Source organism: Amycolatopsis sp. NBC_01480 (genome assembly GCF_036227205.1).
Taxonomy (GTDB): domain Bacteria; phylum Actinomycetota; class Actinomycetes; order Mycobacteriales; family Pseudonocardiaceae; genus Amycolatopsis.
In genome coordinates, this window is record NZ_CP109442.1 from 3,059,573 (window position 1) to 3,080,000 (window position 20,428).

The window sequence follows — 20,428 nt, forward strand, 5'->3', positions numbered from 1 at the left end:
GGGCCCTTTCCTACCCGGCCGTGGCCGCAAGTCACTCCGCTGAGCGATCTCCCACGCGCACAGTTGACTCGTGGGTGATCGCCGCGGCCTCGCGCACAAACCCGACTACCGTACGAAGCTCCTCATCCGTGTACTGCTCGGTGAGCGCCTTGACCGCGCCGACGATGTAGTCCCACACCGAGGACCGGACCTTGCTCTGGTCCAGCTCGATCAGCACCCGGCGCCGGTCACCGGGGTGCGGGGTGCGGTTGACCATCCCCTTGCGCTCGAGCCGGTCGACCAGCGCGGTGATCGACGCGGGCGCCAGGCCGGAGTACTTGACCAGGTCCTTCGGGGTGAGCGGGCCGAGCCGCGCGAGGTAGTCCAGCATCTTGCTCTCGACCGCCGACAGCCCCCCTTGCTCGGCGAGCGCGGCATGGAACATCACCGTCTCCGTGGACAGCACCCGGGACTGCAGCAGCAGCTCGTCGACCAGCTTCTCGCGCTCGCTTGACACAACCCCAGTCTACCCGGAGTATTTAGTTCGACAGAACGAATTAGTTACAGAGATACTTTGCAGGGGAGTAGACATGGCACGGGTACTGATCGCCGGCGGGGGCATCGCGGGCACGATCACGGCGATCGCGCTGCACGAGGTGGGGCACGAGCCCGCGCTGTACGAGGCGTACGACAGGACCGCGGACGGCGTCGGGGCGTTCCTCACGCTCGCCGTGAACGGGCTCGACGCGCTGGCGCCGTTCGGGCTGAAACCGCTGGTCAAAGGCCTCGGTTTCAACACCCCGCGGATGTCGATGGGGCTCGGCAACGGCAAGCGGCTGGCGGAGTTCCCGCTCGGCGGAGCACTGCCGGACGGGACCGTGGGCCAGACCGTCTGGCGCGCCGACCTGTACGCAGCCCTTCGCGACGAAGCAGCCAGACGCGGCGTGCCGACCGCGTACAACAAGCGGCTGGTCGACGCGACTCAGACGTCTTCGCAGGTCACCGCGCAGTTCGAGGACGGCACCACGGCGTCCGGCGACCTGCTGATCGGCGCCGACGGCCTGCGCTCACGCGTGCGCCGGATCATCGACCCGTCGGCGCCGAAGCCGCGCTATGTGCCGCTGCTGAACACCGGCGGCCGCGTCACCTGCGTCGATCTCGGTGACGAGCCGGGCGTGATGCACATGGCGTTCGGCCGGAAGGCGTTCTTCGCGCACGTCGTGCACCCGGACGGCTCAGTGTGGTGGTTCGCGAACGTGCCGCACGCCGACGAGCCCGACCGCGCCGAGCTGGCCGCGCTCTCGGGCCCGGCCTGGCGGGCGGAGCTGCTGCGCCTGTTCGCGCGCGACCGGATCCCGGCCGCGCGGATCATCGAGGCGACCGAGGAGATCTACCAGCCGTGGGCGACGTACGACTTCCCGTCGGTCCCGGTCTGGCACCGCGGCCGGATCGGCATCATCGGCGACGCGGCGCACGCGACGTCACCGGCCGCCGGCCAAGGCGCGTCGATGGCGATCGAGGACGCCGCCACGCTGGCGCGGTGCCTGCGCGACGTGCCGGAAACCGCGCTGGCGACGTTCGAATCGCTACGCCGCGCCCGCGTCGAAGCGGTGGTCGCGCAGGGCAAGCGCAACGGTGACGCGAAGGGCGCGCCCGGGCTCGTCGGCCGCCTGGTGCGCGATTTCTTCATCACGCGCGCGATGAGCAAGCCGTCCGCCGATGACCCGAACGAATTCATGTGGAGCCACCGGATCGATTGGGCGGAGCCGGTTTCGGCCTAACGCCAGGTGTCGACGCGGTGGAAGTTCTTGTACGCGCGGCTGGGCGTCGGCCCGCGCTGGCCCTGGTAACGGGAGCCGGCCTGGGTCGAGCCGTACGGGAATTCCGCCGCGCTGGACAGCCGGAAAATGCACAGCTGGCCGATTTTCATGCCCGGCCAGAGCGTGATCGGCAGGTTCGCCACGTTCGACAGCTCCAGCGTGATGTGGCCGGAGAAACCGGGGTCGATGAAGCCCGCGGTCGAGTGCGTGAGCAGCCCGAGGCGGCCGAGCGAGGATTTGCCCTCGAGCCGGCCCGCGAGGTCGTCGGCCAGCGTGACCAGCTCGAACGTGGAGCCGAGCACGAACTCGCCGGGGTGCAGCACAAACGGCTCGTCACCCTCTTTTTCGACCAGCGACGTCAGCTCGTCCTGCTGCAGCTGGGGGTCGATGTGGGTGTACTTGCTGTTGTCGAACACGCGGAAGAACCGGTCCAGCCGGACGTCGATGCTGGACGGCTGGACCATGGCGGGGTCGAAGGGGTCGATGCCGAGCCGGCCGGCATCGAGCTCTTTGCGGAGGTCACGGTCACTGAGCAACACGGGGCGAAGCCTATCCGGGCCGGTTCAGGCCGCGCGCATGTGCCGCTGGTACGACGTGTCCAGCTTGAACGCTTCGCGCAGCCGCTTGAGGTAGCGGCGGCGCCCGGCCTCGCCGAGCAGCTCCTGCAACGCGGTCGCGCCCGGCACGCACAGCCGTACCGTCTCGGCCGCGAAGTTCAGCCCCGCCACCGCGAACACGGCCGCCTGCGCGACCGGATCGTTCGGCAGCTCCAGGAAGTCGGCGTTGTCCTTCCCGAGCACCAGCCGGCTGATCGCGGAGTGGACGCCGACGTTCACGTGCGCCAGCACCTTCCCGGCCGCACCCCGCCCGGCCCCGATCGACGCGTGGCTTTCGACCAGGGCTTTGGCCAGCCGTTTCGAGTCCTCGTCCGGGATGAACTCGGTCGCGGCGAGCACCCAGAGCAGCCGCCACGCGTCGTCCTCGTCGGCGGGCAGCAGCCCCTCGTCGACGCCCATCAGCCAGCCGATGTAGCGCCAGAGGTGCAGGATGTCGGCGCGCTCGCGGGCGGAGTAGCGCAGGCCCAGCAGCTGCGTGCCGAAGACGTAAACGAGGGAGAAGAGCAGGAGGGTGCCGGCGGTCTGGACCTGGTTGACGGGCCGGTCCCAGGCCTCGTAATCCCAGTCCTCCCGCTCGTTCATGGCCCGGCGGACATGCGCGTGCACCAGCCGGATCCGCACCGCGGCGGTGTAGCCGGTCTGGTGCTTGGCCATGGCGCCGGGCGTGGTGACGTCGATCCACCACGTCGCGGTCTCGACCAGCCGGCGCGTGGCCCGATACTCGATCTCCCTGGTCCCGACCAGCGATTTCGTCGCGCGTGAGGCCAGGTAGCCGCCCATCAGGGACATGTCGCCCAGCGGGAAGAGGCCGAGCAGGCCGGCGCGGGTGATCGCTTTGGCGCCGCGGTGGAGTCGTTCGGTGTCGACCCAGTACGGGGTGGCTTCGACTTGGCGGAAGAACGTTTCCAGTTGTGGGGCGGGGTTCGGTACGGCGTCGATGCCTTGAGTGAGGGCCAGCTCCAGCTGCTCCTGGTTGTCACGGCTCGCCTGGCTTCCCCTGCTGCCTCGGGTTCCCTGGTCTTCCTGGTTCTCGTCGGCCCCCCGGATCCACGCCACGAGTTCGTCCGCAGCCTGATCCTCCCGCTGCGCGAACTCCCGCAACCGCCTGACCTGGGCCTCATCCGCGCTGGCCCCGGCGCCGCGCACGCGGGCCGCCAGCCGGAACCCACCCTGCCGGAACAACACCGGGTCGTCCATCACCGCCACCTCCGCAGGAGTCGACAACAAGTGTTGTCACTTCCCCGACGCGCCGTCAACCCACTGGACAGCCGCTCCTCGGCCCCGTGTATGCTGGCGAGGCACTGCGGATGTAGTTCAATGGTAGAACATCAGCTTCCCAAGCTGAATACGCGGGTTCGATTCCCGTCATCCGCTCTGATAACGCCTTCGGCAAGAGAACCTCTCGCCGAAGGCGCTTTTCATTGCCAGAATCTCGACCAGCTCAGGTCAGGTCCACGATCTCCGCGTCCGCGGCGTTCCGCTTGACGGACTCGACACCCTTCTGGGCGGAGGCCTTCGCCGGGTACGATTCGCCCGTTGCGATGATCTCGCCGTTTCCGGCCTTGAGACGGAAACGGAACTCGCCCGACTTGTCCTTGTACAGCTCGAACTTCCCAGCCATGATCTTCTCCTCTTCGATTTATTACGGAACTTCACGTCGCGCCCGGCCGATTGATTGTTACGGAATACGGTCGAAGAGATTTCAGAAAGCGCTTTCCCGATTATCAGAGAAGAATATTACCAACCAACTATTTACACGGTAAAGGAAAACCGGCGCACGGGGCAACCGTGCGCCGGCTCTTCACCGGAGAGCGGCCTCAGCCCTCGACCAGCTCCCACTCCGCACCCGGAGCCTCGCGGTCGAAAACCTGACCCGGCGCCGCCTGCAGCACGTTCACGACGTCCGGGTAAAGCCGCACGACGTGTTCCAACTCCATGCCCTCGACCTCGAAATCCTCGGCTTCCGGGACCTCGAAGCCGACGAACAGCCAGGTGCCGTCGGTTTCCCGGACTACCTGGCGGACGGCGCGGGCCGGGGCGTCCGGGCCTGTTCCGACCTCGGCGAGGCCGGTGCTGAGCTGCACTTCCTCGACCGGGGAGCCGGGGTGTTGCCAGGCGGCGACGCGCGTTTCGCGGATCGCGACGTCCTCGGCCTCGTCGTCGGAGTCCGCGACGGAGCTGAGGAGCCAGGTGGCGCGGTCCGGGTCCCAGTCCGCGGCCATCCCCGGCGGCAGGTCGGCCAGCGCCTTGAGTTGCGGGATCCGCTCGACCGCCTCGCGCAGGCGCAGGGCGCCGAACTGCTCGCGGTTGACGTCCATGTCCTCGTCGAACTCGGCGCCATCGCTGATGAACCAGTCGTCGTCATCGTCGAGGACGACAAAAGCCAGCTGGTCGGGGTCCTCGATCAGCGCGTGCGCGAAGATCACCGGAGACTCCGGATCCTGTCGCAGCGGCCATTCGGTCGACATGCTCACTCCCCGCGTAGTTCCGGTGTGTGCGCACATCCCACCAGACCGGCGGCCCGGCCGCGCGCACCGCCTCACCGAACGGCGCGCGGCCCCGGATCACCGCACGTCAGGCAGTAATTCCACGCCAGTTGGATTATCGTCATGGGCATGGTGCTGCCAGAACGTCTCGCCCGCTTCAACCGCGTGGTGACAAACCGGATCTCGGGGCCGTTTGTCGGGTGGCTGCCCGGCTTCGGCCTGCTCGTGCACAAAGGGCGCCGCTCCGGCAAGGAGTTCCGGACGCCGCTGAACGTGTTCCGCACCGAAGACGGCTTCGCCGTGGCGCTGACCTACGGCCCCGGCGCCGACTGGGTCAAGAACGTGCTGGCCGCGGGTGGCGCGGAGATCATCACGCGGCACCGAAAATACCGCGTCACCGATCCGGAACTCGTGCATGATGAGTCCCGCCGGGCGATGCCGACACCGGTTCGGCAGTTCCTCGGCCTGCTCGACGTTCAGGATTTCCTGCTGGTCAAACGGGAGTGAGGGGGAGCGGATGCTCACCGGGGAACTGGTCCGGCTGCGGGCGCTGGAGTCGTCGGACGCCGAGTCGTTGTACCGCTGGGTCAACGACTGGGAGCTCGGCCAGTGGCTGACCAGCGGCCACCCGCGCTCACTCGACCAGATCCGCAAACGCTGCGAGGACCGCAAGGTCAACACGTACGAACTCGTGGTGCTGGGCATCGAGAAGATCGCCGACGGCAAGCTGCTCGGCGTCGTCGACCTGCGTGACGCCGAGCCCGAGCAGGGCCGCGCCGAGGTCGACATCTACATCGGCGACAAGGACCACTGGGACGGCGGCTACGGCACCGAAGCGCTGCGGCTGATGTGCAATTACGGCTTCACGATGATGCGCCTGCACCTGATCGCGCTGTGGGTGGTCGCGGAGAACGAGCGCGCCCGCCACGTCTACCGCAAGCTGGGCTTCGTCGAGGACGGCCGGCACCGCGAGTGTTTCCGCGGCCAGGACGGCAAGTACCACGACATGTACCTGATGAGCCTGCTCGAGGGGGAACTCAAGTGAGGGCCCGCTTTTCCGGTCCCGCCGCTCGACCGCTCAGCTGACCAGCCGGCGCGGGGCCTTCCGTCGCCAGGACTCCGTCAGCAGCTCCCGCAGCTGCTGCCCGTCCACCCGGTCCAGGTCGACCAGGATCGAGCCGTGCCCGTCGTAGTGCGGGGTGGTGAAAAACGCCGGATCGCCCGTGGCGAGCAGCGCCGCCTTCTCGTCGAGGCCGCAGAACAGGACGAGCCCGCCCTCGGCCTCGGTCCGCAGCCGCGCGAATCCCTTGCCCGCCACCTTCAACGCGGGGGTGCGGTACCAGGTGGACTCCTCGGTCTCCGGCAGCTCCGCCCCGAGCGCCACCACTTCTTCCCAGGTCGTCATGGCCCCATCGTCGCCGACCGCGCCGCGGTTGTCTTGGAGAAAACGGAACCCCGCCTCGAAGGTGCCGAGGCGGGGTTCCGTGAATCGGGAAACTACGGCGTGACCGTGATCCGGTCCGCCGGCGGCGGCGCGACGCCCGGGTGCGCGCCGAGGTAGGCGATCAGCGCGTCCAGGTCGACCGGCCCGCCCGCCAGGTCGGTGCCCTTCGTGAACTCGGTGAACCCGTCCCCGCCCGCGGCGAGGAAGTTGTTCACCGACACGCGGAACGTCGCGGCCGGGTCCACCGGCGTGCCGTTCACGGTGATGTTCGAGATGCGCGAGCCGACCGGCGCCGACGCCGAGTACGTGTAGTGCAGCGTGCTCGAGATCTGCAGGATCTTGGTGCCGCCCGACTGACCCCACTGCTGCTCCAGCACGTTCTTCAGGTTCGCGCCGGTGAGCGTGATCGTCTGCATGATGTTGGCGAACGGCTGCACGGTGAACGCTTCGCCGTACGTGACCACGCCGTCGCCCTCGCCGTTCGGCGACGAGGCGTAGTTCAGGTCGCCGCGGATGCCGCCGGGGTTGGTGATGGCGATCTGCGCGTTGTTGGCCTTGGTGCCTTCGAGCTGCGCGTCGGCGAGGACGTCGCCGAGCGTCGACTCGCCCGAAGCCGCGCCGGCCGCCTTGAGGTCCGCGGTGATGGTGCCGACCTGCTTGTTCGCGATCGGGGCGGACTTGGTCTTGGCCTCATCGACGAGCTTGGCCACGGCCGGGTCCGGCGTGACGTCGCGGGTGACGATCTCGTTGTGCGCCTTGGTCTGAGACCGCACGACGTCGCGCGTGCGCAGGTCGATCTTCAGGTCCAGGACGGAAAGCAGCCGCCCGAACGAAGCGCCCTGCATCACCGCGCGCGGCTGGCCGGCGGGGTCGTTGATCACGCAGTTGTACTGCTGGTGGCTGTGCCCGGTGAAGATGGCGTCGACCTTGGGGCTGACGTTCTTCGCGATGGTCGCCGCCGGGCCGTCCGCCTGCAGCTTGCAGTCGTTGGGGCCGGAGTTGACCTCGGTGCTGTCGCCCTGGTGCAGCAGCACGACCTGGGCCTTGATGCCGAGCGCGTCGAGCAGGTTCGCGGTGCGGTTGATGGCCTGCACCTCGTCGCCGAACTTCAGGCCCTTGATGGCTTCCGGCGTGACGACGGTGGGCAGGTCCTTCAGCGTGGCACCGATGACGCCGATCGGCACGCCGCCGGAGAACTGGACGGTGAACGGCAGCAGCGCGGGCAGGCCGTTGGTGAAGTACACATTGGACCCGAGGAACGGGAACTTCGCGCCGTCGAAGGAACTGCGGAACTGGCAGCCGTCGGTCTTGTTGCAGCCGCCGAACTGCATGCGCAGCAGTTCCTGGTAGCCCTCGTCGAATTCGTGGTTACCCACCACGGACGCCTTGACGCCGAGCATGTTGAGGAAGTCGATGGTCGGCTCGTCGTGGAAGAGCGCGGAGACCACCGGCGACGCGCCGATGTTGTCACCCGCGGACAGCACCATCGAGTTGCGGACCTGCGACTGCAGCTGCTTCACGTGCGTCGCCAGGTAAGCGGCGCCGCCCGCGTCCACAGTGGAGCCGTCCGACTGCGTCACGCGCCCGCTCGAACCGGCGGGCGGCTCGAGGTTCCCGTGCAGGTCGTTGAACGTGATGATCCGGACGTCCGTGGTCTGGGCCGCCGACGCGGGTGCGCTCGTGACGGCCACCGTCGCCAGTGCGGCCGCGGCGGTGACCGCGAGCCGGGTGAAGAGCCTCATGTTTCCTCCGGTTTCGCGCCCGATGTCCCCTAAACGGGCGCACGGCGTCGCAGTCTGCCCAAAGAGGAGGGTTCGTCACCAGAGGAAAAGGGAGGGCGATAGGGAAATGTCACCCGGCGTTGGCGCTGCCGTCGAGCAGCACGCGCGCGACGACGTCCGGCGCGTCGCTCATGGGCACGTGCCCGCAACCGCGCAGCGTGATCAGGCGAGCCTGCGGAGCGACGGCCTTGAGCGCTTCCGCCTTGGGGCGCGCGAGCACCCGGTCGCGCTCGGCCCACGCGATGGTGACCGGGACGTCGGCGCGGACCGGCCCGGTGAAGTGGAAACCGCCCTTGGCCTGGGCGAGTGTCGGGAGGAACCCTTCGGCGCGGCCGAGCGCGCGAACATCGTCGACGACCACTTGCGGGGTGAGCACCGAGGGGTTGGCGTAGATCAACCCGGTCAGCGCCTTCCGGCCGGCGGCCGTGGTGGCGAGTTGCCGGACGCGCCGCTCGGGCGTGTGCCGGGCGAGCGTGTGGAGGGTGCGCAGGACGGTCAGCGCGTACTGCTGCTGCCACGGCGTCCACAGCCCGGCGGGCGACAGCGCGGTGACGCTGCGGACCAGCCCGGCCTCCCCGAGCGCGAGGGACAGCAGTCCGCCAAGCGAGTTCCCCGCGACGTGCGGCTTTTCGATCCCGAGCCGCCGGAACAACCGCGCGAACGTCTCGAGCGCCGGCTCGATCCCGTAGGCCCCATCCCGATGCGGCGACTCCCCGAACCCGGGCAGGTCAACCGCGATCACGTCCCGGTGCGGCGCCAGCAACGGCACCACGGGATCCCACGCCTGCCGCCGATGCCCGACCCCGTGGATCAACACCAGCGGCGCGCCTTCCCCCACGCGTGTGTAGACGACGTCGTCCATGATCGAGAGCGTAAGCGCTGGTGGCGGGGATTTCTAGTACTTCGAGTAACAGTTACTCTCGCGTCCGCCTTTTGCTGGGGTGGCTGGCGGACAACTCGGGCCAACCCCCACGACGAGCACAGCCGTAACACCCGCCCCGGCCGCACCGATGACCCGGACGCCGCATTGCGACACGCACCCGGGGAGCGCATGGAACTGCAGATCGTCCTGACCGTGATCGTGGTCGTCGGGGTTTTGGTGGGCGGGACGATCTTCAGCGCCTGGCGGGCCGAGCGCGCCGAAGACCGGGAGCGGGAGCGCGACGCCGAGCAAGAGCCTGGCCAATCGGCTTGACACCACCTCGGCCAGATGGCCGACCCCCGGCCGGAGCACCTGGCTCTTCGACCGAAGTGGCCGGGGCCCAAGATCCATAACGTTCAAGCCATGACGAACGCACAGGTCACGGCCCTGCAGTACGGCCTCATCGGGTTCCTCGCGGTGTGGGCGACGATCCTCGTCCCCCAGCTGGTGCTGCAGTTCGCCCGCTATGGGCGGCCATGGGTGCGCGGGCTGGTGACCACGGCCGCCGTCGTGTTCTACGCGTGCATGACGCTTGCCGTTGTGTTTCTGCCGTTGCCCGGGCCGCACAGTCGGCGGCTCGAGCAGACCGTGCAGTTGCGGCCGTTCCAGTGGATCAGCGACATCCACACCGAACTGCTGAAGCACGGCCTGTCGACCTCGCACTGGTTCACCACTCAGACCTTCCAGCAGGTCGCGCTGAACGTGCTGCTGTTCGTGCCGCTGGGGGTGTTCGCCCGGATCCTGTGGCGCCGCGGGCTGGTCGGGACGCTGGCGATCGGCGCCGCCGCTTCACTGGCCATCGAGATCACGCAGCTCACCGCGAACTTCGGCACCGCGCCGTTCGTCTACCGCATCTTCGACGTCGACGACATCATGACCAACACGGTCGGCGCCGGCGTCGGCTGGCTCTTCGCGGCTTTGCTGCTCGCTCTGCGCGCCGTTCCTTCAGCGGTCCACGCGCAGACGTCCCGGCGCGAGCGGGTCGACCTCGCCCATACGCGCTAACCGGGCCTTGCGCCGCAGCGCCGCCCGCTTGGCGGCGCGCCGGTCCTCCAGGACCACGATCAGCGCGGCGACGGCGATGACCAGGGCCACCAGCCCGAGAACGAGCGAAACCGGCACGTGGCCTCCTCTCCGACGTCGTTGTGCGAGAGATCACACAGGCTACCTAGCCCGGTGGCGGCTTCGCTACCCCGTGTGCGGAGAACCAGTCCCGGTCAGCGGTCACCCAGCGGTCGAAAGCCAGATCGGCCGAGGTCAGGGCCTTGCTGAGGGCTTCGGGAGACAGCCGGCGGCAGGTGAATTCCTGCCGCCAAGCCTCGCCGCCGACGCTGTATCGGACGGCCGCGGACAGCAGGTCGCCATCGCGGGCGACGTCCTCCAGCGCGACGGCCACGTCGCCCAGCTGCCCGCCCGAACCGCTCGCCACGCGGTCGAACCACTCCGGCTGATGCCATTCGACCAGCACCACCCCGCCGGGAACGAGATGTCGCCGGGCTGCCGCCAGCAGCGCCCGCGCTTCCACCGGGTCAGGCGTGTTGAGCAGGTGGCTGCCGAGCAGCACGACGTCGAAGCACCGCCCCAGCCTCAGGTCGCCGATCCGCGAGCAGACCGTCTCGGCCTCGCGGACGTGCGCGAGCATCTCCGGCGAGTCATCCACCGCGACGACTCGGTGGCCGAGCGCCACGAGCGGATGCGTCACGCGGCCACACCCGCTGCCCAGCTCCAGGATCGAAGCGCCGGCAGGCACCGCGCCGTGCACGATCTCGGGTTCCCCCGACGTCGGCAGCCGGAGGTAGACGTCCACCGGGCAACCGACGGCCGTGACACCCATGGCGCCCAGCGTGCCGGAGACTGGGCGGCATGAGCACCCGGCCGACGAAGGAACAGCTCGCCGCCGCGTATGGCACCACCGTTCCGGACGTGGTGGCGCCCGGCCTCGATGTGCTGTTCTGCGGCATCAATCCGAGCCTCTACTCCGCCGTGCTCGGCGTGCATTTCGCGCGGCCCGGCAACCGGTTCTGGCCGGCCCTGCATCGCAGCGGTTTCACGCCGCGGCAGTTCGACCCGAGTGAGCAGCACGAGCTCCTCGCGTTGAAGCTCGGCGTCACCAACGTCGTGGACCGGGCCACCGCGCGGGCGGACGAGCTGGACGACGAAGAGCTGCGCGCGGGCGGCCAGGCGCTGGTCGCGAAGGTCGAGCAGGCGAAACCGCGCTGGCTGGCCGTACTGGGCATCACGGCTTATCGCCTCGCGTTCGGCGAGTCGAAGGCGCGTGTCGGGCGTCAAGCAGGCATGATCGGGGCCACGAACGTGTGGGCACTGCCCAACCCGAGCGGCCTCAACGCCCATTGGACGCCTGTCGGACTGGCTGAGGAGTTCGCCGCGCTCCGCACACAGCTTGTTACCGAGCGTCCATCTAACGGGTTACACCCTCAGTAGCAGACCGACGTACGAACTCGGCTGAAGCCCGTCGAATAGGCCCTGATCACAGCCACTTTTCTACGGAGAGTTTGCTGCGACCAACCGATACGGCCATGAGGGGGAAACTGCGTCACGAGGGGCCTCCCAGGGACTCGAATCAGAGACAAGGTGTCGTTCCCGTCCGGTCCCAGCAGGGGGGATCGGGTGGCGCCGGACGGCACGCCGGGGGGCGTGCCGAGTAGTCCGGAAGCCCGGGAACGACCTGGAGTACGGAGGCCCGAGATGCGCGGCATCGAGCCCCACCGACCGACCGTCACGCCGGGGCAGCCCGGCGCGAGCCGCAGCCTCGGGGTCGCAGTGGTCGATCCCATTCCGATCTTCCGCGAGGGCCTGGCCGCGATGGTGCACCGCAGCCCCGGCCTGCACTGGGCGGGCCAGGCGGCGAGCCACCACTCCGCGCTCCAGCTGTGCGAACAGGTGCGCCCCGACGTCGTCATCCTCGACTCGGCGCTGGACCCCAATGGCCACCTCACCAAGCTGCTGGCCTCGGGCGATCCGGCATTGCTGCTGGTCGTGCTGGTCCGCGACGCGAACCGGACGCAGCAGTACCTGGCCACCGCCATCGGCGCGGGCGCGCACGCGATCGTGCCGCGCTCGGTGGACCCGCGCCGGCTCGCGGAGGCCATCCGGCGCGCGCACTCCGACCGTCGTTACATCGACCCGGCGCTGGCCGCGCTCACCGCCAGACCAAAACGGCAGCCGTCCCCCAGAGCGGCGCCGGACGCGGACCACCTGGCGCAGCCGAAGGGCGCGATGCCGCTTTCGCGCCGTGAGTACCAGGTGTTGCAACTCGTGGCCGAAGGCTTGGAGAACTCGGCGATCGCGAAGCTGCTGTTCCTGTCCGTGGAAACGGTCCGGACGCACGTGAAGAGCATCCTGCGCAAGCTTTCCGCACGCGACCGGACACATGCCGTGACCATCGCGTTCCGCACCGGCATCCTGATCCCGCGCGCGGACGACGGCCACAACCCCGCGCCCGCCCAGCCCGCCGTGGCGCGCGGCACCCCCTGACCTCGTCGTCCAGGTGGATGTGGGTTTTTCGGCTGAATTCCACCCCTGGAAGCAGGGTTTCACTTGCTCGGAGTTACTCGTAGGTAATATCCTGAAGTTACCGGCGAGTAAGGGAACTGCGCCCGGCCGGAAAGCCGAACACAAAACGGAGTGACGACATGGGCCACTACAAGAGCAACGTCCGAGACCTGGAGTTCAACCTCTTCGAGGTGCTCGGCGTACAGGAACGCCTGGGCAAGGGCGTGCTCGCCGAATCGGACGAGGAGACCGCGCGCGGGGTGCTGACCGAGCTGAACAAGCTCGCCACCGGCCCGCTGGCCGAGTCCTACGCCGATGCGGACCGGAACCCGCCGGTGTACGACCCCAAGACGTTCAGCGTCAAGATCCCCGAGTCGTTCAAGAAGAGCTACCAGCAGCTGATGGACGGCGAGTGGTGGCGCCTCGGGCTGACCAACGACCTCGGCGGCTTCGGCCTGCCCCCGACGGTGCAGTGGGCCGCGGCCGAGCTGATCCTCGGCGCGAACGCCCCGCTGTTCATGTACATGGCGGGCCCGAACTTCGCGATGATCGTGAACAAGAACGGCACCGAAGAGCAGCAGCACTGGGCGCAGATCATGATCGACCGCGCCTGGGGCGCGACGATGGTGCTGACCGAGCCGGACGCCGGCTCCGACGTCGGCGCGGGCCGCACCAAGGCCGTCAAGCAGGAAGACGGCTCCTGGCACATCGACGGCGTGAAGCGGTTCATCACCTCCGCCGAGCACGACATGAGCGAAAACATCATGCACCTCGTGCTGGCGCGTCCCGAGGGCCCCGGCATCGAGACCAAGCCCGGCACGAAGGGCCTTTCGCTCTTCCTGGTGCCGAAGTACCACTTCGACTCGAAGACCGGCGAGCTGGGCGAGCGCAACGGCGCCTACGTCACCAACGTCGAGCACAAGATGGGCATCAAGGCGTCCACCACCTGCGAGCTGACCTTCGGCCAGCACGGCACCCCGGCCAAGGGCTGGCTGCTCGGCGAGGTGCACAACGGCATCGCGCAGATGTTCCAGGTCATCGAGTACGCCCGGATGATGGTCGGCACCAAGGCCATCGCCACGCTGTCCACCGGCTACCTGAACGCGCGCGACTACGCCAAGGAGCGCGTGCAGGGCGCCGACCTGCCGAACATGCTGAACAAGGCCGCGCCGCGCGTCACGATCACGCACCACCCGGACGTCCGCCGTTCGCTGATGCTGCAGAAGGCGTACGCGGAGGGCCTGCGCGCGGTGTACCTGTACACGGCTTCGTTCCAGGACCAGCTGTGGACCGGCGAAGGCGACGAGGCTTCGCTGAAGCTGGCGCACGGCGTCAACGACCTGCTGCTGCCGATCGTCAAGGGCGTCGGCTCCGAGCGCGCGACCGAGCAGCTCGTGCAGTCGCTGCAGACCCTTGGCGGGTCCGGCTTCCTGCAGGACTACCCCATCGAGCAGTACATCCGCGACGCGAAGATCGACTCGCTGTACGAGGGCACCACGGCGATCCAGTCGCTGGACTTCTTCTTCCGCAAGATCGTCCGCGACAAGGGCCAGTCGCTCGCGTACGTGGCCGGCGAGATCACGAAGTTCCTCGAAGCCGAGGCGGGCAACGGCCGGCTCAAGAACGAGCGCGCGCTGCTGAAGCAGGCCCTCGAGGACACGCAGGGCATGCTCGGCTCGCTGATCGGCTACCTGACCGCTTCGCAGGAGGACTCGCAGAGCATCAACAAGGTCGGCCAGCACACGGTGCGGCTGCTGATGTCGGTGGGCGACCTGCTGGTCGGCTGGCAGCTGCTCAAGGGCGCCGAGGTGGCCATCGCCAAGCTGGACGCCGGCGCATCGGCCAAGGACGTGCCGTTCTACGAGGGCAAGGTCGCCGTGGCCTCGTTCTTCGCCAAGTCCGTGCTGCCGGAGCTGACCGCGCGCCGCGCGATCGTCGAGACGGCCGACAACACGCTGATGGACCTGGACGAGGCGGCCTTCTGAGCCACTGAGCGAGAAAAACCCCCGGTGCCCGCGCACCGGGGGTTTTTCTTTCGGGTGACTTCGCCGGTTGTGACTGGCGGGGCGGTGGTGCCCGGTGGGTGTAATGCCCTGGAACCGAGGTTTCGACCGCCCCGGCGAGGGGAATTCCGACAGCGTCCGCGGCCGGTACCGCGGACTCCGTTTCAGGCAGAGGAGTTTCGATGACCGTCTCAGGCATCATCAGCGCCATCGTGATCGGCTTGATCCTCGGCCTGCTCGGCCGGTTGTTCGCGCCCGGCAAGCAGTCCATCCCGATCTGGCTGACGATCGTGGTCGGCATCGTGGCGGCCTTCGTCGGCACCTGGATCGCCCGCGGGATCGGCTACGCCGACACGAAGGGCATCGACTGGCTCGAGATCATCACGCAGGTGGTGATCGCCGCGATCGGCGTCAGCCTGGTGGCCGGGATCTACGGCAGGCGCAGCGTCAACAGGTAGCACCTTCGGTTCTCGTTCGCTCCCGATCCGGCCCGCTTTGCTTGACAGCGGGCCGGATCGGCCTTTTCCGGGCCGTTATTTTGTCCACATCGGACACTCAGACAACGGCAGCTCGATCTTCAGCTAGCACAACACGATCGGCTGCGGCGCATAAGTCGTGTTGCGGGTTTCCTCGCGGATTTCGTTGCCGGTAGCCAAATCGTAGAAGACCCGGGTGTCCGAAACGCTGAACCCGGTGGCACCGACCGAGGCCTGGCAGGTGCCGTCCGGGCCGGGGCCGAACTGGATGGGCGGCGAGACCTGGTTCGTCTCAGCGCCCGTGCGGCCTTCCACCCGGTACTGCTTGGTGCCCCAGATCCGCACCGTCACCGAGCCGCCGCCGGCGTAGGCCTGGATGGCGAAGCCGGTCGGCATGGTGTCCGCGATCTTCAGCTCCACCGGGTTTCCCGACGCGTCGACGGCCGCCGCGTCGCGGCCCGCCGGGTAGCGGTCCAGGTAGTGGTCGTGCGCGGCGTGGCCGCCGTCGCCGAGGCCGGCCAGGTACGCCGCGTTGTACAAAGTGGACGCGAGCTGCGAAACTCCGCCGCCCACCACCGAAGGGCCCGTGCCGTCCTCGTCGACGGGTGCGCTGACGTAGCCGTTCGCCGTGGTCCGGGCGCCCGAGCGCGCGCCGAGGCTGAACGTCTCGCCCGGCTTCACGATGGCGCCCGAGACGCGGTCGGCGAGCGTCTGGATGTTCGTGGCCGCCGGGCCGCTGAAGCCGCTGGTGGTGAACTCGCCGATCACCTCCTTGATGCCCAGCGCCGACGCCGCTTCCGTGGTCATGCTCGGCTTCGTCGCGTCGTACGCCACGCTCAGGTCCCGGCCGTCCGGCTTCGCCAGCACCTGCGTGATCGGCTTGAAAGTGTTGGCCCAGTTGATCTTCCGCGCGTCCTCGGACGGCTGCACGGCCGGCACGCCCGCGGTGAACACGATCTGCGCGTCGCGCCCGTCGGTCTCGGTCGACGCCAGGTCCGCCTGCACGGCCTGCTGCAGCTTGCCCTGGTCGATCCGCAGCTCCAGGCTGCCGCCGTCGCGCGGCGCGAACTGGAACGACGCCGCGATGGCGGCCGGCGTCAGCGTCGCGTCCTTGTCCTGGCCGTGCACCACGACGGGCTTCGCCACCGCGGGCGTCACCACCTGCTCCAGCAGCGCGTGCACTCCGGCCGACGTCGATTTCGGCGGCGTCACGTCCATCCGCAGCGGCACGCCGCCCGGCGCGAGCCAGTCCGCGATCACCGCCTGCACCGCCGCGGGAATGTCGGTCAGCGACTGGCCCTGTCGCGGCTCGACGGGGTACGGCGTCACGTCCGTCCCGGCCTTCGGCAGGAACCCGATGCTGCCCTCGACCAGCGGGTGGTTCAGCCGCACGTCGGCCAGCGACTGCACCGCCTGGCGGACCTCCTGCTGGTCCGAGCGCGTGACCACCCCGACCTCGCGGGTGCTGAAGAACGACATGATCCGCGTGATCGGGCTCAACGGCTGGTGCCCGGCCTGCGCGAGGGTCGCCGGCCAGTCCAGGCCGAGGCCGGACTCGGCGGGTAGCAACGTCGTCGTGACGTCGCCGCCGTGCACCTGCACCGGCTGCGTCAGCCGCGGCTGGAGCTCGGCGCGCAGCTTGGCCTCGGCGTCGGCGTGCGAGAGGCCGCCGACGTCGATGCCCGCCACGACCACCCCACGCGGCACGTCGCCCGCGCTGACGATCAGGTCGAGGCCGTACAGCAGCACGAACAACCCCATCAGACCGCCGACGACCATGAACGTGCGGCCGATCTTGCGGCGGACCCGCCGCGCCGGCGTATCGGGCGGCGGGGGCGAGCCGACGACGGCGAAGATCTCCGTGGCCAGGTCGTCCGGGAGAAGGTCTTCGGAGAGCGAGCCGGCGGCCCGGTCTTCCTCGGAACCGTGCAGCAGGTCGTCGAAGAAGAGGTCTTGCGAGGTCTCGTCTTCGCGCACGCCTGCCCTCCCCCTGTCCCGAGCTACAGGTACAGCCCCGTGCCGTGTTCGGTCCGCTCGGTGGCGACGGCGTGGATGTCCCGCTCGCGCATCACCAGGTGCCCCTCGCCCTTGATCTCGACCTCGAACTGGTCTTCAGGGTTGAAAAGCACCCGGTCGCCCGGCTTGACGTTGCGCACGCTGTTGCCCACGCCCAGTACATCACCCCAGGCGAGCCTGCGCGCCACTTGCGCGGTCGCCGGGATGACGATGCCGCCGCTGCTGCGTCGCTCGCCCTCCTCGGGGGACAGCCGCACGAGCACCCGGTCGTGCAGCATCTGGATCTCGAGCTGGGGGCCGTCGGACACGTCGCTCATGCTACTGACCGGGCGGGGTCCCCTTCGGCTCGCCCGCCATGACCAGGCTGAGCTGTCGCTGGCCGCCGGCCTCGAACCGCACCGGCACGCCCCAGTCCTGTCGCGTGATGCGGCACGCGGGGTGCTCGCCGCCCTCGTCGCAGCTCGCGGCCTGCGCGACAACCTGAAGCACGCCTTCGGTTACGCCCTCGGCGAACCGGACCCGGCGCACCAGGTCCGTGCCGACCCCGGCGCCGTCGGCGAGCAGTTCCGGAGGCGACGCGCTGATCTCCAGCCGCGTCGACGGCCCGTAGCGCTCGTCCAGCTTTTCGCCCGGCGGCGGGGCGAAAACGACGGAGAACTCGACGTTTCCGGGCGCCAGCACGGTCGGCGGCCGGCGCACGGCGTGCGCGGTGCCCGCGACGGTGGTCGCCTCGACGCCGACCGGCGCGACGCGGTTGCCCGCCGACTCGACGACCAGCAGCACGCCGTCGTGCAGAAGCAGGCCTTGCGGCTCCGCGAGCCCGTTGGCGAGCGTCGTGACTTCGCGCGTGAAGGGGTCGTAGCGGCGTACAGCGCCGTTGTACGTGTCGGCGATGGCGATGCGGTCGCCCGGCAGCACGGCGAGGCCCAGCGGGTGCTGCAACAGGGCCTGGTCGGCCGGGCCGTCGGAGTGGCCGAAGGAGAACAGGTCGACGCCGATCGCGGTGTGCACGGTGAACGACTCGCCCTCGGGCTCGATCCAGCGCAGCGCGGACGTTTCGGCGTCGGCGAGCCAGAGCTTGTCGCCGTCGGGCGCGAGGCCGGAGGTCTGCGCGAAGAACGCTTCGTGCACGTCGCCGTCTCGCAGGCCTTCGACGGTGGTGCCCGCGAAGCGCCGGATGTCGCCGGAAGCCGGGTCGAAGACGCTCAGCGTGTGGTTGCCCGCCATGGCGACCACCACGCCGCCCGCGGGGGCCCACCACGCGACGTCCCACGGGCTGGTGAGGTCGACGTCCACGGCCTTGCCGGTGTCGGAGCCGTCGCGCCACTGCCGGCCCGTGCCCGCGATGGTGCTGACCTCGCCGGTGTTGAGGTCGAGGCCGCGCAGCCGGTGGCCGGCTGTGTCGGCGACGACGGCGTGGTACCCGACGCGCTGGGCAACGTCGTTGGGCAGCAGCGCGATGCCGGACGGCTCGGTGAAGGTGGCGAGGTCGAACGGGCCGTCCTGCGCGCCGCGCTCGCCGCTGCCGAAGCGGCGGATCACGGTCTCGCCGTCGGAAGCGAATTCGACGACGGAGTGGTGGCCGGTGTCGGCGACCAGGATCCGGCCCTCTGCGGTGGCGACGGCCTTGCTCGGGAAGCGCAGCTCGCCGTCCTGCTCCTCGACCGGCACGTACGGGTTGCCGCCGCGGCGAAGCGTGCCTTTGGCCGCGTGTTTCACCACGAGGTCGGCGACGACGCGGCGAAGCGCCTCGCCATGGCCCTCACCCGCGGCGACGTGCACGACGTAGCCCTCGGGGTCGACGACCACCAGCGTCGGCCACGCGCGCACGGCGTACTGCGACCACAGCGCCATTTGCGGATCGTTGACGACGGGGTGGTGCACCTCGTAACGCCGGACGGCGGCCTCGATCGACGCGCGTTCGCCCTCGTGCAGGAACTTCGGCGAGTGCACACCCACGGTGACCATGACGTCGGAAAACTCCTCCTCGAGCGGCCGGAGCTCGTCGAGGACGTGCAGGCAGTTGACGCAGCCGCTGGTCCAGAAATCGAGCAGCACGATGCGTCCGCGCAGCTCGGCGAGGGTGAGCCGGTGGCCACCGGTGTTGAGCCAGACGTCGCCGGCGAGTTCGGGCGCGCGCACCCGCGCCTGCGGCTTTGCGGGCTGCGGTGAGGTAGTCACGGAACGAGTGAACTACATCCGCTCACGCTGTGTTCCCATATTCGCGGTCTGAGAGAAGAACCTCACCCCGCCGAGGGAGGCGTCAACGGAGCGGAAAAGGACGCGCGGCGCGATGCTTCCGCTACGTACGCTTCTTCGCATGTCGACAGTCCACCCGGCCGGCGCACTCAGCGTGGAGGAGGCCCGGAGCCTTCAGGAGAACCTCCGCGAACCCTTGCGGCCCGGCCTCACGGACGCCGAACTCGACGACGTCCAGCAGCAATTCGGCTTCCGCTTCGCCGAAGACCACCGCGTGTTCCTGCGCGCGGGCGTCCCGGTCGGCGACCGCTGGCCGGACTGGCGCTGCGGCAACCCGGACCAGCTGCGCAAACGCCTGGACTGGCCCGTCGACGGCGTCCTCTACGACGTCGAGCACAGCGCGCTGTGGTTACCCGATTGGGGGCCGCGCCCGCGTGTCCTGTCGAACGCGCTGGCGGCCGCGCGGCGGCACCTCGCCTCGGTGCCGCAGCTCGTGCCGGTGTGCGGGCACCGCTACCTGCCGGCCACGCCCGGCGAGTCGGGTTATCCGGTGTTGTCGGTTTATCAGACGGACATCGTGCCGTACGGCTGGAATCTGCGCGGTTACCTTCGCCACGAGTTCGGCGGGGAGCCGCTGGGGGAGCCGCCGTCCGAGGGCGTGCGGGAAGTGCCGTTCTGGTCGCGTTTCGTGGACTGAGGCTGGTTTTCAAGCTTCCACGGTGGCTTTGAGGCGGATGAGCGTCTCGGCGATGTTCAGCTCGTTGGCGGACTTGCGGTCCCGGACACCGGTGCCCAGCACGGAAAGCCGGCGAAACCACGCCGGGCGACGATCGTAGGTGCGCTCCGTGACCGTGCAGCCCGTCGGCGTCGGTTCGATCGCGTATTCCCAGCGGGCGACCGGAACCGGGCCGAACGCCACGTCGAAGGCGAAGCGGCGGGCCTCGTCCGCAGCGGTGACCGTGGACGTGGTGTTCCAGCGGAACAGGCCGTTTCGGTTGGTGCCGCGCCAGCGCGCGCCGACGGCCGACGCGCGGGCGCCGTCCAGCCAGCGGTGCCCCTGGTATTCCGCCGCGATGCCCGCGAGCTGCGCCGGGTCGCTGACCAGGGCGTACACCTGCGCGGGCGAAACGGCGACGTCGATGTGGCCGGTGGCGTCAGAGGAGTTCACATAC

Annotated in this window: 24 protein-coding genes and 1 tRNA gene; 11 read left to right on the forward strand and 14 right to left on the reverse strand. The window is 69.2% G+C overall.

Annotated features, from left to right (window positions below; genetic code table 11):
• Positions 1-31: 31 nt before the first annotated feature.
• Positions 32-496 carry a MarR family winged helix-turn-helix transcriptional regulator gene (locus OG371_RS14525; RefSeq protein ID WP_329069454.1) on the reverse strand — a complete coding sequence of 155 codons (465 nt, stop codon included), beginning with the start codon at positions 494-496 and terminating at the stop codon, positions 32-34.
• Between the two features lie 73 nt (positions 497-569).
• Between OG371_RS14525 and OG371_RS14530 the strand changes: the two genes are divergently transcribed.
• Positions 570-1,760 (forward strand): FAD-dependent oxidoreductase, encoded by a 1,191-nt coding sequence (locus OG371_RS14530; protein WP_329069456.1) that lies wholly within the window; start codon positions 570-572, stop codon positions 1,758-1,760.
• Here OG371_RS14530 and dcd read toward each other — a convergent pair.
• Both dcd and OG371_RS14540 read right to left on the reverse strand, forming a co-directional pair.
• Positions 1,757-2,338, reverse strand: a complete 582-nt coding sequence (gene dcd, locus OG371_RS14535; RefSeq protein ID WP_091624924.1) for a dCTP deaminase — start codon at positions 2,336-2,338, stop codon at positions 1,757-1,759. The two genes, OG371_RS14530 and dcd, sit on opposite strands and share 4 nt — an antisense overlap.
• Before the next feature lie 24 nt (positions 2,339-2,362).
• Positions 2,363-3,613, reverse strand: coding sequence for an oxygenase MpaB family protein (locus OG371_RS14540; RefSeq protein WP_329069459.1), 1,251 nt, complete (start codon positions 3,611-3,613; stop codon positions 2,363-2,365).
• 106 nt (positions 3,614-3,719) lie between these two features.
• Between OG371_RS14540 and OG371_RS14545 the strand changes: the two genes are divergently transcribed.
• Positions 3,720-3,790: transfer RNA gene (locus OG371_RS14545), tRNA-Gly, on the forward strand.
• Positions 3,791-3,857: 67 nt separating this feature from the next.
• Here OG371_RS14545 and OG371_RS14550 read toward each other — a convergent pair.
• Positions 3,858-4,037 (reverse strand): YegP family protein, encoded by a 180-nt coding sequence (locus tag OG371_RS14550; protein ID WP_329069461.1) that lies wholly within the window; start codon positions 4,035-4,037, stop codon positions 3,858-3,860.
• A 196-nt stretch (positions 4,038-4,233) separates the two neighbouring features.
• Positions 4,234-4,884, reverse strand: coding sequence for a hypothetical protein (locus OG371_RS14555; protein WP_329069462.1), 651 nt, complete (start codon positions 4,882-4,884; stop codon positions 4,234-4,236).
• A gap of 147 nt (positions 4,885-5,031) precedes the next feature.
• Here OG371_RS14555 and OG371_RS14560 point away from each other — a divergent pair, with 147 nt between their 5' ends.
• A complete protein-coding gene (locus OG371_RS14560) occupies positions 5,032-5,409 on the forward strand; it encodes a nitroreductase family deazaflavin-dependent oxidoreductase (RefSeq protein WP_329069464.1) in 378 nt (125 codons plus the stop codon).
• Between the two features lie 10 nt (positions 5,410-5,419).
• Positions 5,420-5,947, forward strand: a complete 528-nt coding sequence (locus OG371_RS14565; RefSeq protein WP_329069466.1) for a GNAT family N-acetyltransferase — start codon at positions 5,420-5,422, stop codon at positions 5,945-5,947.
• A 33-nt stretch (positions 5,948-5,980) separates the two neighbouring features.
• On the opposite strand, the gene OG371_RS14570 is transcribed toward OG371_RS14565, so the two are convergent.
• From OG371_RS14570 to OG371_RS14580, 3 genes are all read right to left on the reverse strand, one after another.
• Positions 5,981-6,307: an MmcQ/YjbR family DNA-binding protein gene (locus tag OG371_RS14570; protein WP_329069468.1), complete on the reverse strand. Its 327-nt coding sequence runs from the start codon at positions 6,305-6,307 to the stop codon at positions 5,981-5,983.
• Between the two features lie 92 nt (positions 6,308-6,399).
• Positions 6,400-8,088, reverse strand: a complete 1,689-nt coding sequence (locus OG371_RS14575; protein WP_329069469.1) for a bifunctional metallophosphatase/5'-nucleotidase — start codon at positions 8,086-8,088, stop codon at positions 6,400-6,402.
• A 109-nt stretch (positions 8,089-8,197) separates the two neighbouring features.
• Positions 8,198-8,989: an alpha/beta fold hydrolase gene (locus OG371_RS14580; RefSeq protein WP_329069471.1), complete on the reverse strand. Its 792-nt coding sequence runs from the start codon at positions 8,987-8,989 to the stop codon at positions 8,198-8,200.
• A gap of 189 nt (positions 8,990-9,178) precedes the next feature.
• On the opposite strand from OG371_RS14580, the gene OG371_RS14585 reads away from it, so the two are divergent.
• A complete protein-coding gene (locus OG371_RS14585) occupies positions 9,179-9,322 on the forward strand; it encodes a hypothetical protein (RefSeq protein ID WP_329069473.1) in 144 nt (47 codons plus the stop codon).
• A 90-nt stretch (positions 9,323-9,412) separates the two neighbouring features.
• A complete protein-coding gene (locus OG371_RS14590; protein WP_329069475.1) occupies positions 9,413-10,054 on the forward strand; it encodes a VanZ family protein in 642 nt (213 codons plus the stop codon).
• On the opposite strand, the gene OG371_RS14595 is transcribed toward OG371_RS14590, so the two are convergent.
• The gene (locus OG371_RS14595) at positions 9,995-10,171 is read right to left on the reverse strand and encodes a hypothetical protein (protein ID WP_329069477.1); all 177 of its coding nucleotides are present in this window, start codon (positions 10,169-10,171) and stop codon (positions 9,995-9,997) included. The genes OG371_RS14590 and OG371_RS14595 overlap by 60 nt on opposite strands.
• A gap of 46 nt (positions 10,172-10,217) precedes the next feature.
• Positions 10,218-10,883, reverse strand: coding sequence for a class I SAM-dependent methyltransferase (locus OG371_RS14600; protein WP_329069481.1), 666 nt, complete (start codon positions 10,881-10,883; stop codon positions 10,218-10,220).
• Between the two features lie 29 nt (positions 10,884-10,912).
• On the opposite strand from OG371_RS14600, the gene mug reads away from it, so the two are divergent.
• The 4 genes from mug to OG371_RS14620 all read left to right on the forward strand — a co-directional run bounded on the left by mug (position 10,913) and on the right by OG371_RS14620 (position 15,023).
• Positions 10,913-11,491 carry a G/U mismatch-specific DNA glycosylase gene (mug, locus tag OG371_RS14605; RefSeq protein ID WP_329069483.1) on the forward strand — a complete coding sequence of 193 codons (579 nt, stop codon included), beginning with the start codon at positions 10,913-10,915 and terminating at the stop codon, positions 11,489-11,491.
• A gap of 264 nt (positions 11,492-11,755) precedes the next feature.
• A complete protein-coding gene (locus OG371_RS14610) occupies positions 11,756-12,544 on the forward strand; it encodes a response regulator transcription factor (RefSeq protein WP_329069485.1) in 789 nt (262 codons plus the stop codon).
• Between the two features lie 158 nt (positions 12,545-12,702).
• The gene (locus tag OG371_RS14615; protein WP_329069487.1) at positions 12,703-14,547 is read left to right on the forward strand and encodes an acyl-CoA dehydrogenase; all 1,845 of its coding nucleotides are present in this window, start codon (positions 12,703-12,705) and stop codon (positions 14,545-14,547) included.
• Positions 14,548-14,747: 200 nt separating this feature from the next.
• Positions 14,748-15,023 carry a GlsB/YeaQ/YmgE family stress response membrane protein gene (locus OG371_RS14620; RefSeq protein WP_329069489.1) on the forward strand — a complete coding sequence of 92 codons (276 nt, stop codon included), beginning with the start codon at positions 14,748-14,750 and terminating at the stop codon, positions 15,021-15,023.
• Between the two features lie 123 nt (positions 15,024-15,146).
• Here OG371_RS14620 and OG371_RS14625 read toward each other — a convergent pair whose 3' ends face one another.
• The 3 genes from OG371_RS14625 to OG371_RS14635 are packed head-to-tail and all read right to left on the reverse strand — an operon-like array spanning position 15,147 to position 19,199.
• Positions 15,147-17,018: a VanW family protein gene (locus OG371_RS14625; RefSeq protein WP_329069491.1), complete on the reverse strand. Its 1,872-nt coding sequence runs from the start codon at positions 17,016-17,018 to the stop codon at positions 15,147-15,149.
• A 23-nt stretch (positions 17,019-17,041) separates the two neighbouring features.
• Complete coding sequence (locus OG371_RS14630; RefSeq protein WP_329069493.1) at positions 17,042-17,374, reverse strand: GroES family chaperonin; 333 nt, start codon at positions 17,372-17,374, stop codon at positions 17,042-17,044.
• Between the two features lies 1 nt (position 17,375).
• Positions 17,376-19,199: an NHL domain-containing thioredoxin family protein gene (locus OG371_RS14635; protein WP_329073059.1), complete on the reverse strand. Its 1,824-nt coding sequence runs from the start codon at positions 19,197-19,199 to the stop codon at positions 17,376-17,378.
• Between the two features lie 178 nt (positions 19,200-19,377).
• Between OG371_RS14635 and OG371_RS14640 the strand changes: the two genes are divergently transcribed.
• The gene (locus tag OG371_RS14640; protein ID WP_329069495.1) at positions 19,378-19,953 is read left to right on the forward strand and encodes a hypothetical protein; all 576 of its coding nucleotides are present in this window, start codon (positions 19,378-19,380) and stop codon (positions 19,951-19,953) included.
• Positions 19,954-19,962: 9 nt separating this feature from the next.
• Here OG371_RS14640 and OG371_RS14645 read toward each other — a convergent pair whose 3' ends face one another.
• A complete protein-coding gene (locus tag OG371_RS14645; protein WP_329069497.1) occupies positions 19,963-20,424 on the reverse strand; it encodes an SRPBCC family protein in 462 nt (153 codons plus the stop codon).
• Positions 20,425-20,428: the final 4 nt, after the last annotated feature.

Excerpts from the sequence above, each read along its gene's own strand:
- OG371_RS14530 (WP_329069456.1), top strand. The coding sequence starts at position 570 with ATGGCACGGGTACTGATCGCCGGCGGGGGCATCGCGGGCACGATCACG.
- OG371_RS14540 (WP_329069459.1), bottom strand. The coding sequence starts at position 3,613 with ATGGACGACCCGGTGTTGTTCCGGCAGGGTGGGTTCCGGCTGGCGGCC.
- OG371_RS14550 (WP_329069461.1), bottom strand. The coding sequence starts at position 4,037 with ATGGCTGGGAAGTTCGAGCTGTACAAGGACAAGTCGGGCGAGTTCCGT.
- OG371_RS14555 (WP_329069462.1), bottom strand. The coding sequence starts at position 4,884 with ATGTCGACCGAATGGCCGCTGCGACAGGATCCGGAGTCTCCGGTGATC.
- OG371_RS14560 (WP_329069464.1), top strand. The coding sequence starts at position 5,032 with ATGGTGCTGCCAGAACGTCTCGCCCGCTTCAACCGCGTGGTGACAAAC.
- OG371_RS14565 (WP_329069466.1), top strand. The coding sequence starts at position 5,420 with ATGCTCACCGGGGAACTGGTCCGGCTGCGGGCGCTGGAGTCGTCGGAC.
- OG371_RS14570 (WP_329069468.1), bottom strand. The coding sequence starts at position 6,307 with ATGACGACCTGGGAAGAAGTGGTGGCGCTCGGGGCGGAGCTGCCGGAG.
- OG371_RS14575 (WP_329069469.1), bottom strand. The coding sequence starts at position 8,088 with ATGAGGCTCTTCACCCGGCTCGCGGTCACCGCCGCGGCCGCACTGGCG.
- OG371_RS14580 (WP_329069471.1), bottom strand. The coding sequence starts at position 8,989 with ATGGACGACGTCGTCTACACACGCGTGGGGGAAGGCGCGCCGCTGGTG.
- OG371_RS14585 (WP_329069473.1), top strand. The coding sequence starts at position 9,179 with ATGGAACTGCAGATCGTCCTGACCGTGATCGTGGTCGTCGGGGTTTTG.
- OG371_RS14590 (WP_329069475.1), top strand. The coding sequence starts at position 9,413 with ATGACGAACGCACAGGTCACGGCCCTGCAGTACGGCCTCATCGGGTTC.
- OG371_RS14600 (WP_329069481.1), bottom strand. The coding sequence starts at position 10,883 with ATGGGTGTCACGGCCGTCGGTTGCCCGGTGGACGTCTACCTCCGGCTG.
- mug (WP_329069483.1), top strand. The coding sequence starts at position 10,913 with ATGAGCACCCGGCCGACGAAGGAACAGCTCGCCGCCGCGTATGGCACC.
- OG371_RS14610 (WP_329069485.1), top strand. The coding sequence starts at position 11,756 with ATGCGCGGCATCGAGCCCCACCGACCGACCGTCACGCCGGGGCAGCCC.
- OG371_RS14615 (WP_329069487.1), top strand. The coding sequence starts at position 12,703 with ATGGGCCACTACAAGAGCAACGTCCGAGACCTGGAGTTCAACCTCTTC.
- OG371_RS14620 (WP_329069489.1), top strand. The coding sequence starts at position 14,748 with ATGACCGTCTCAGGCATCATCAGCGCCATCGTGATCGGCTTGATCCTC.
- OG371_RS14630 (WP_329069493.1), bottom strand. The coding sequence starts at position 17,374 with ATGAGCGACGTGTCCGACGGCCCCCAGCTCGAGATCCAGATGCTGCAC.
- OG371_RS14640 (WP_329069495.1), top strand. The coding sequence starts at position 19,378 with ATGTCGACAGTCCACCCGGCCGGCGCACTCAGCGTGGAGGAGGCCCGG.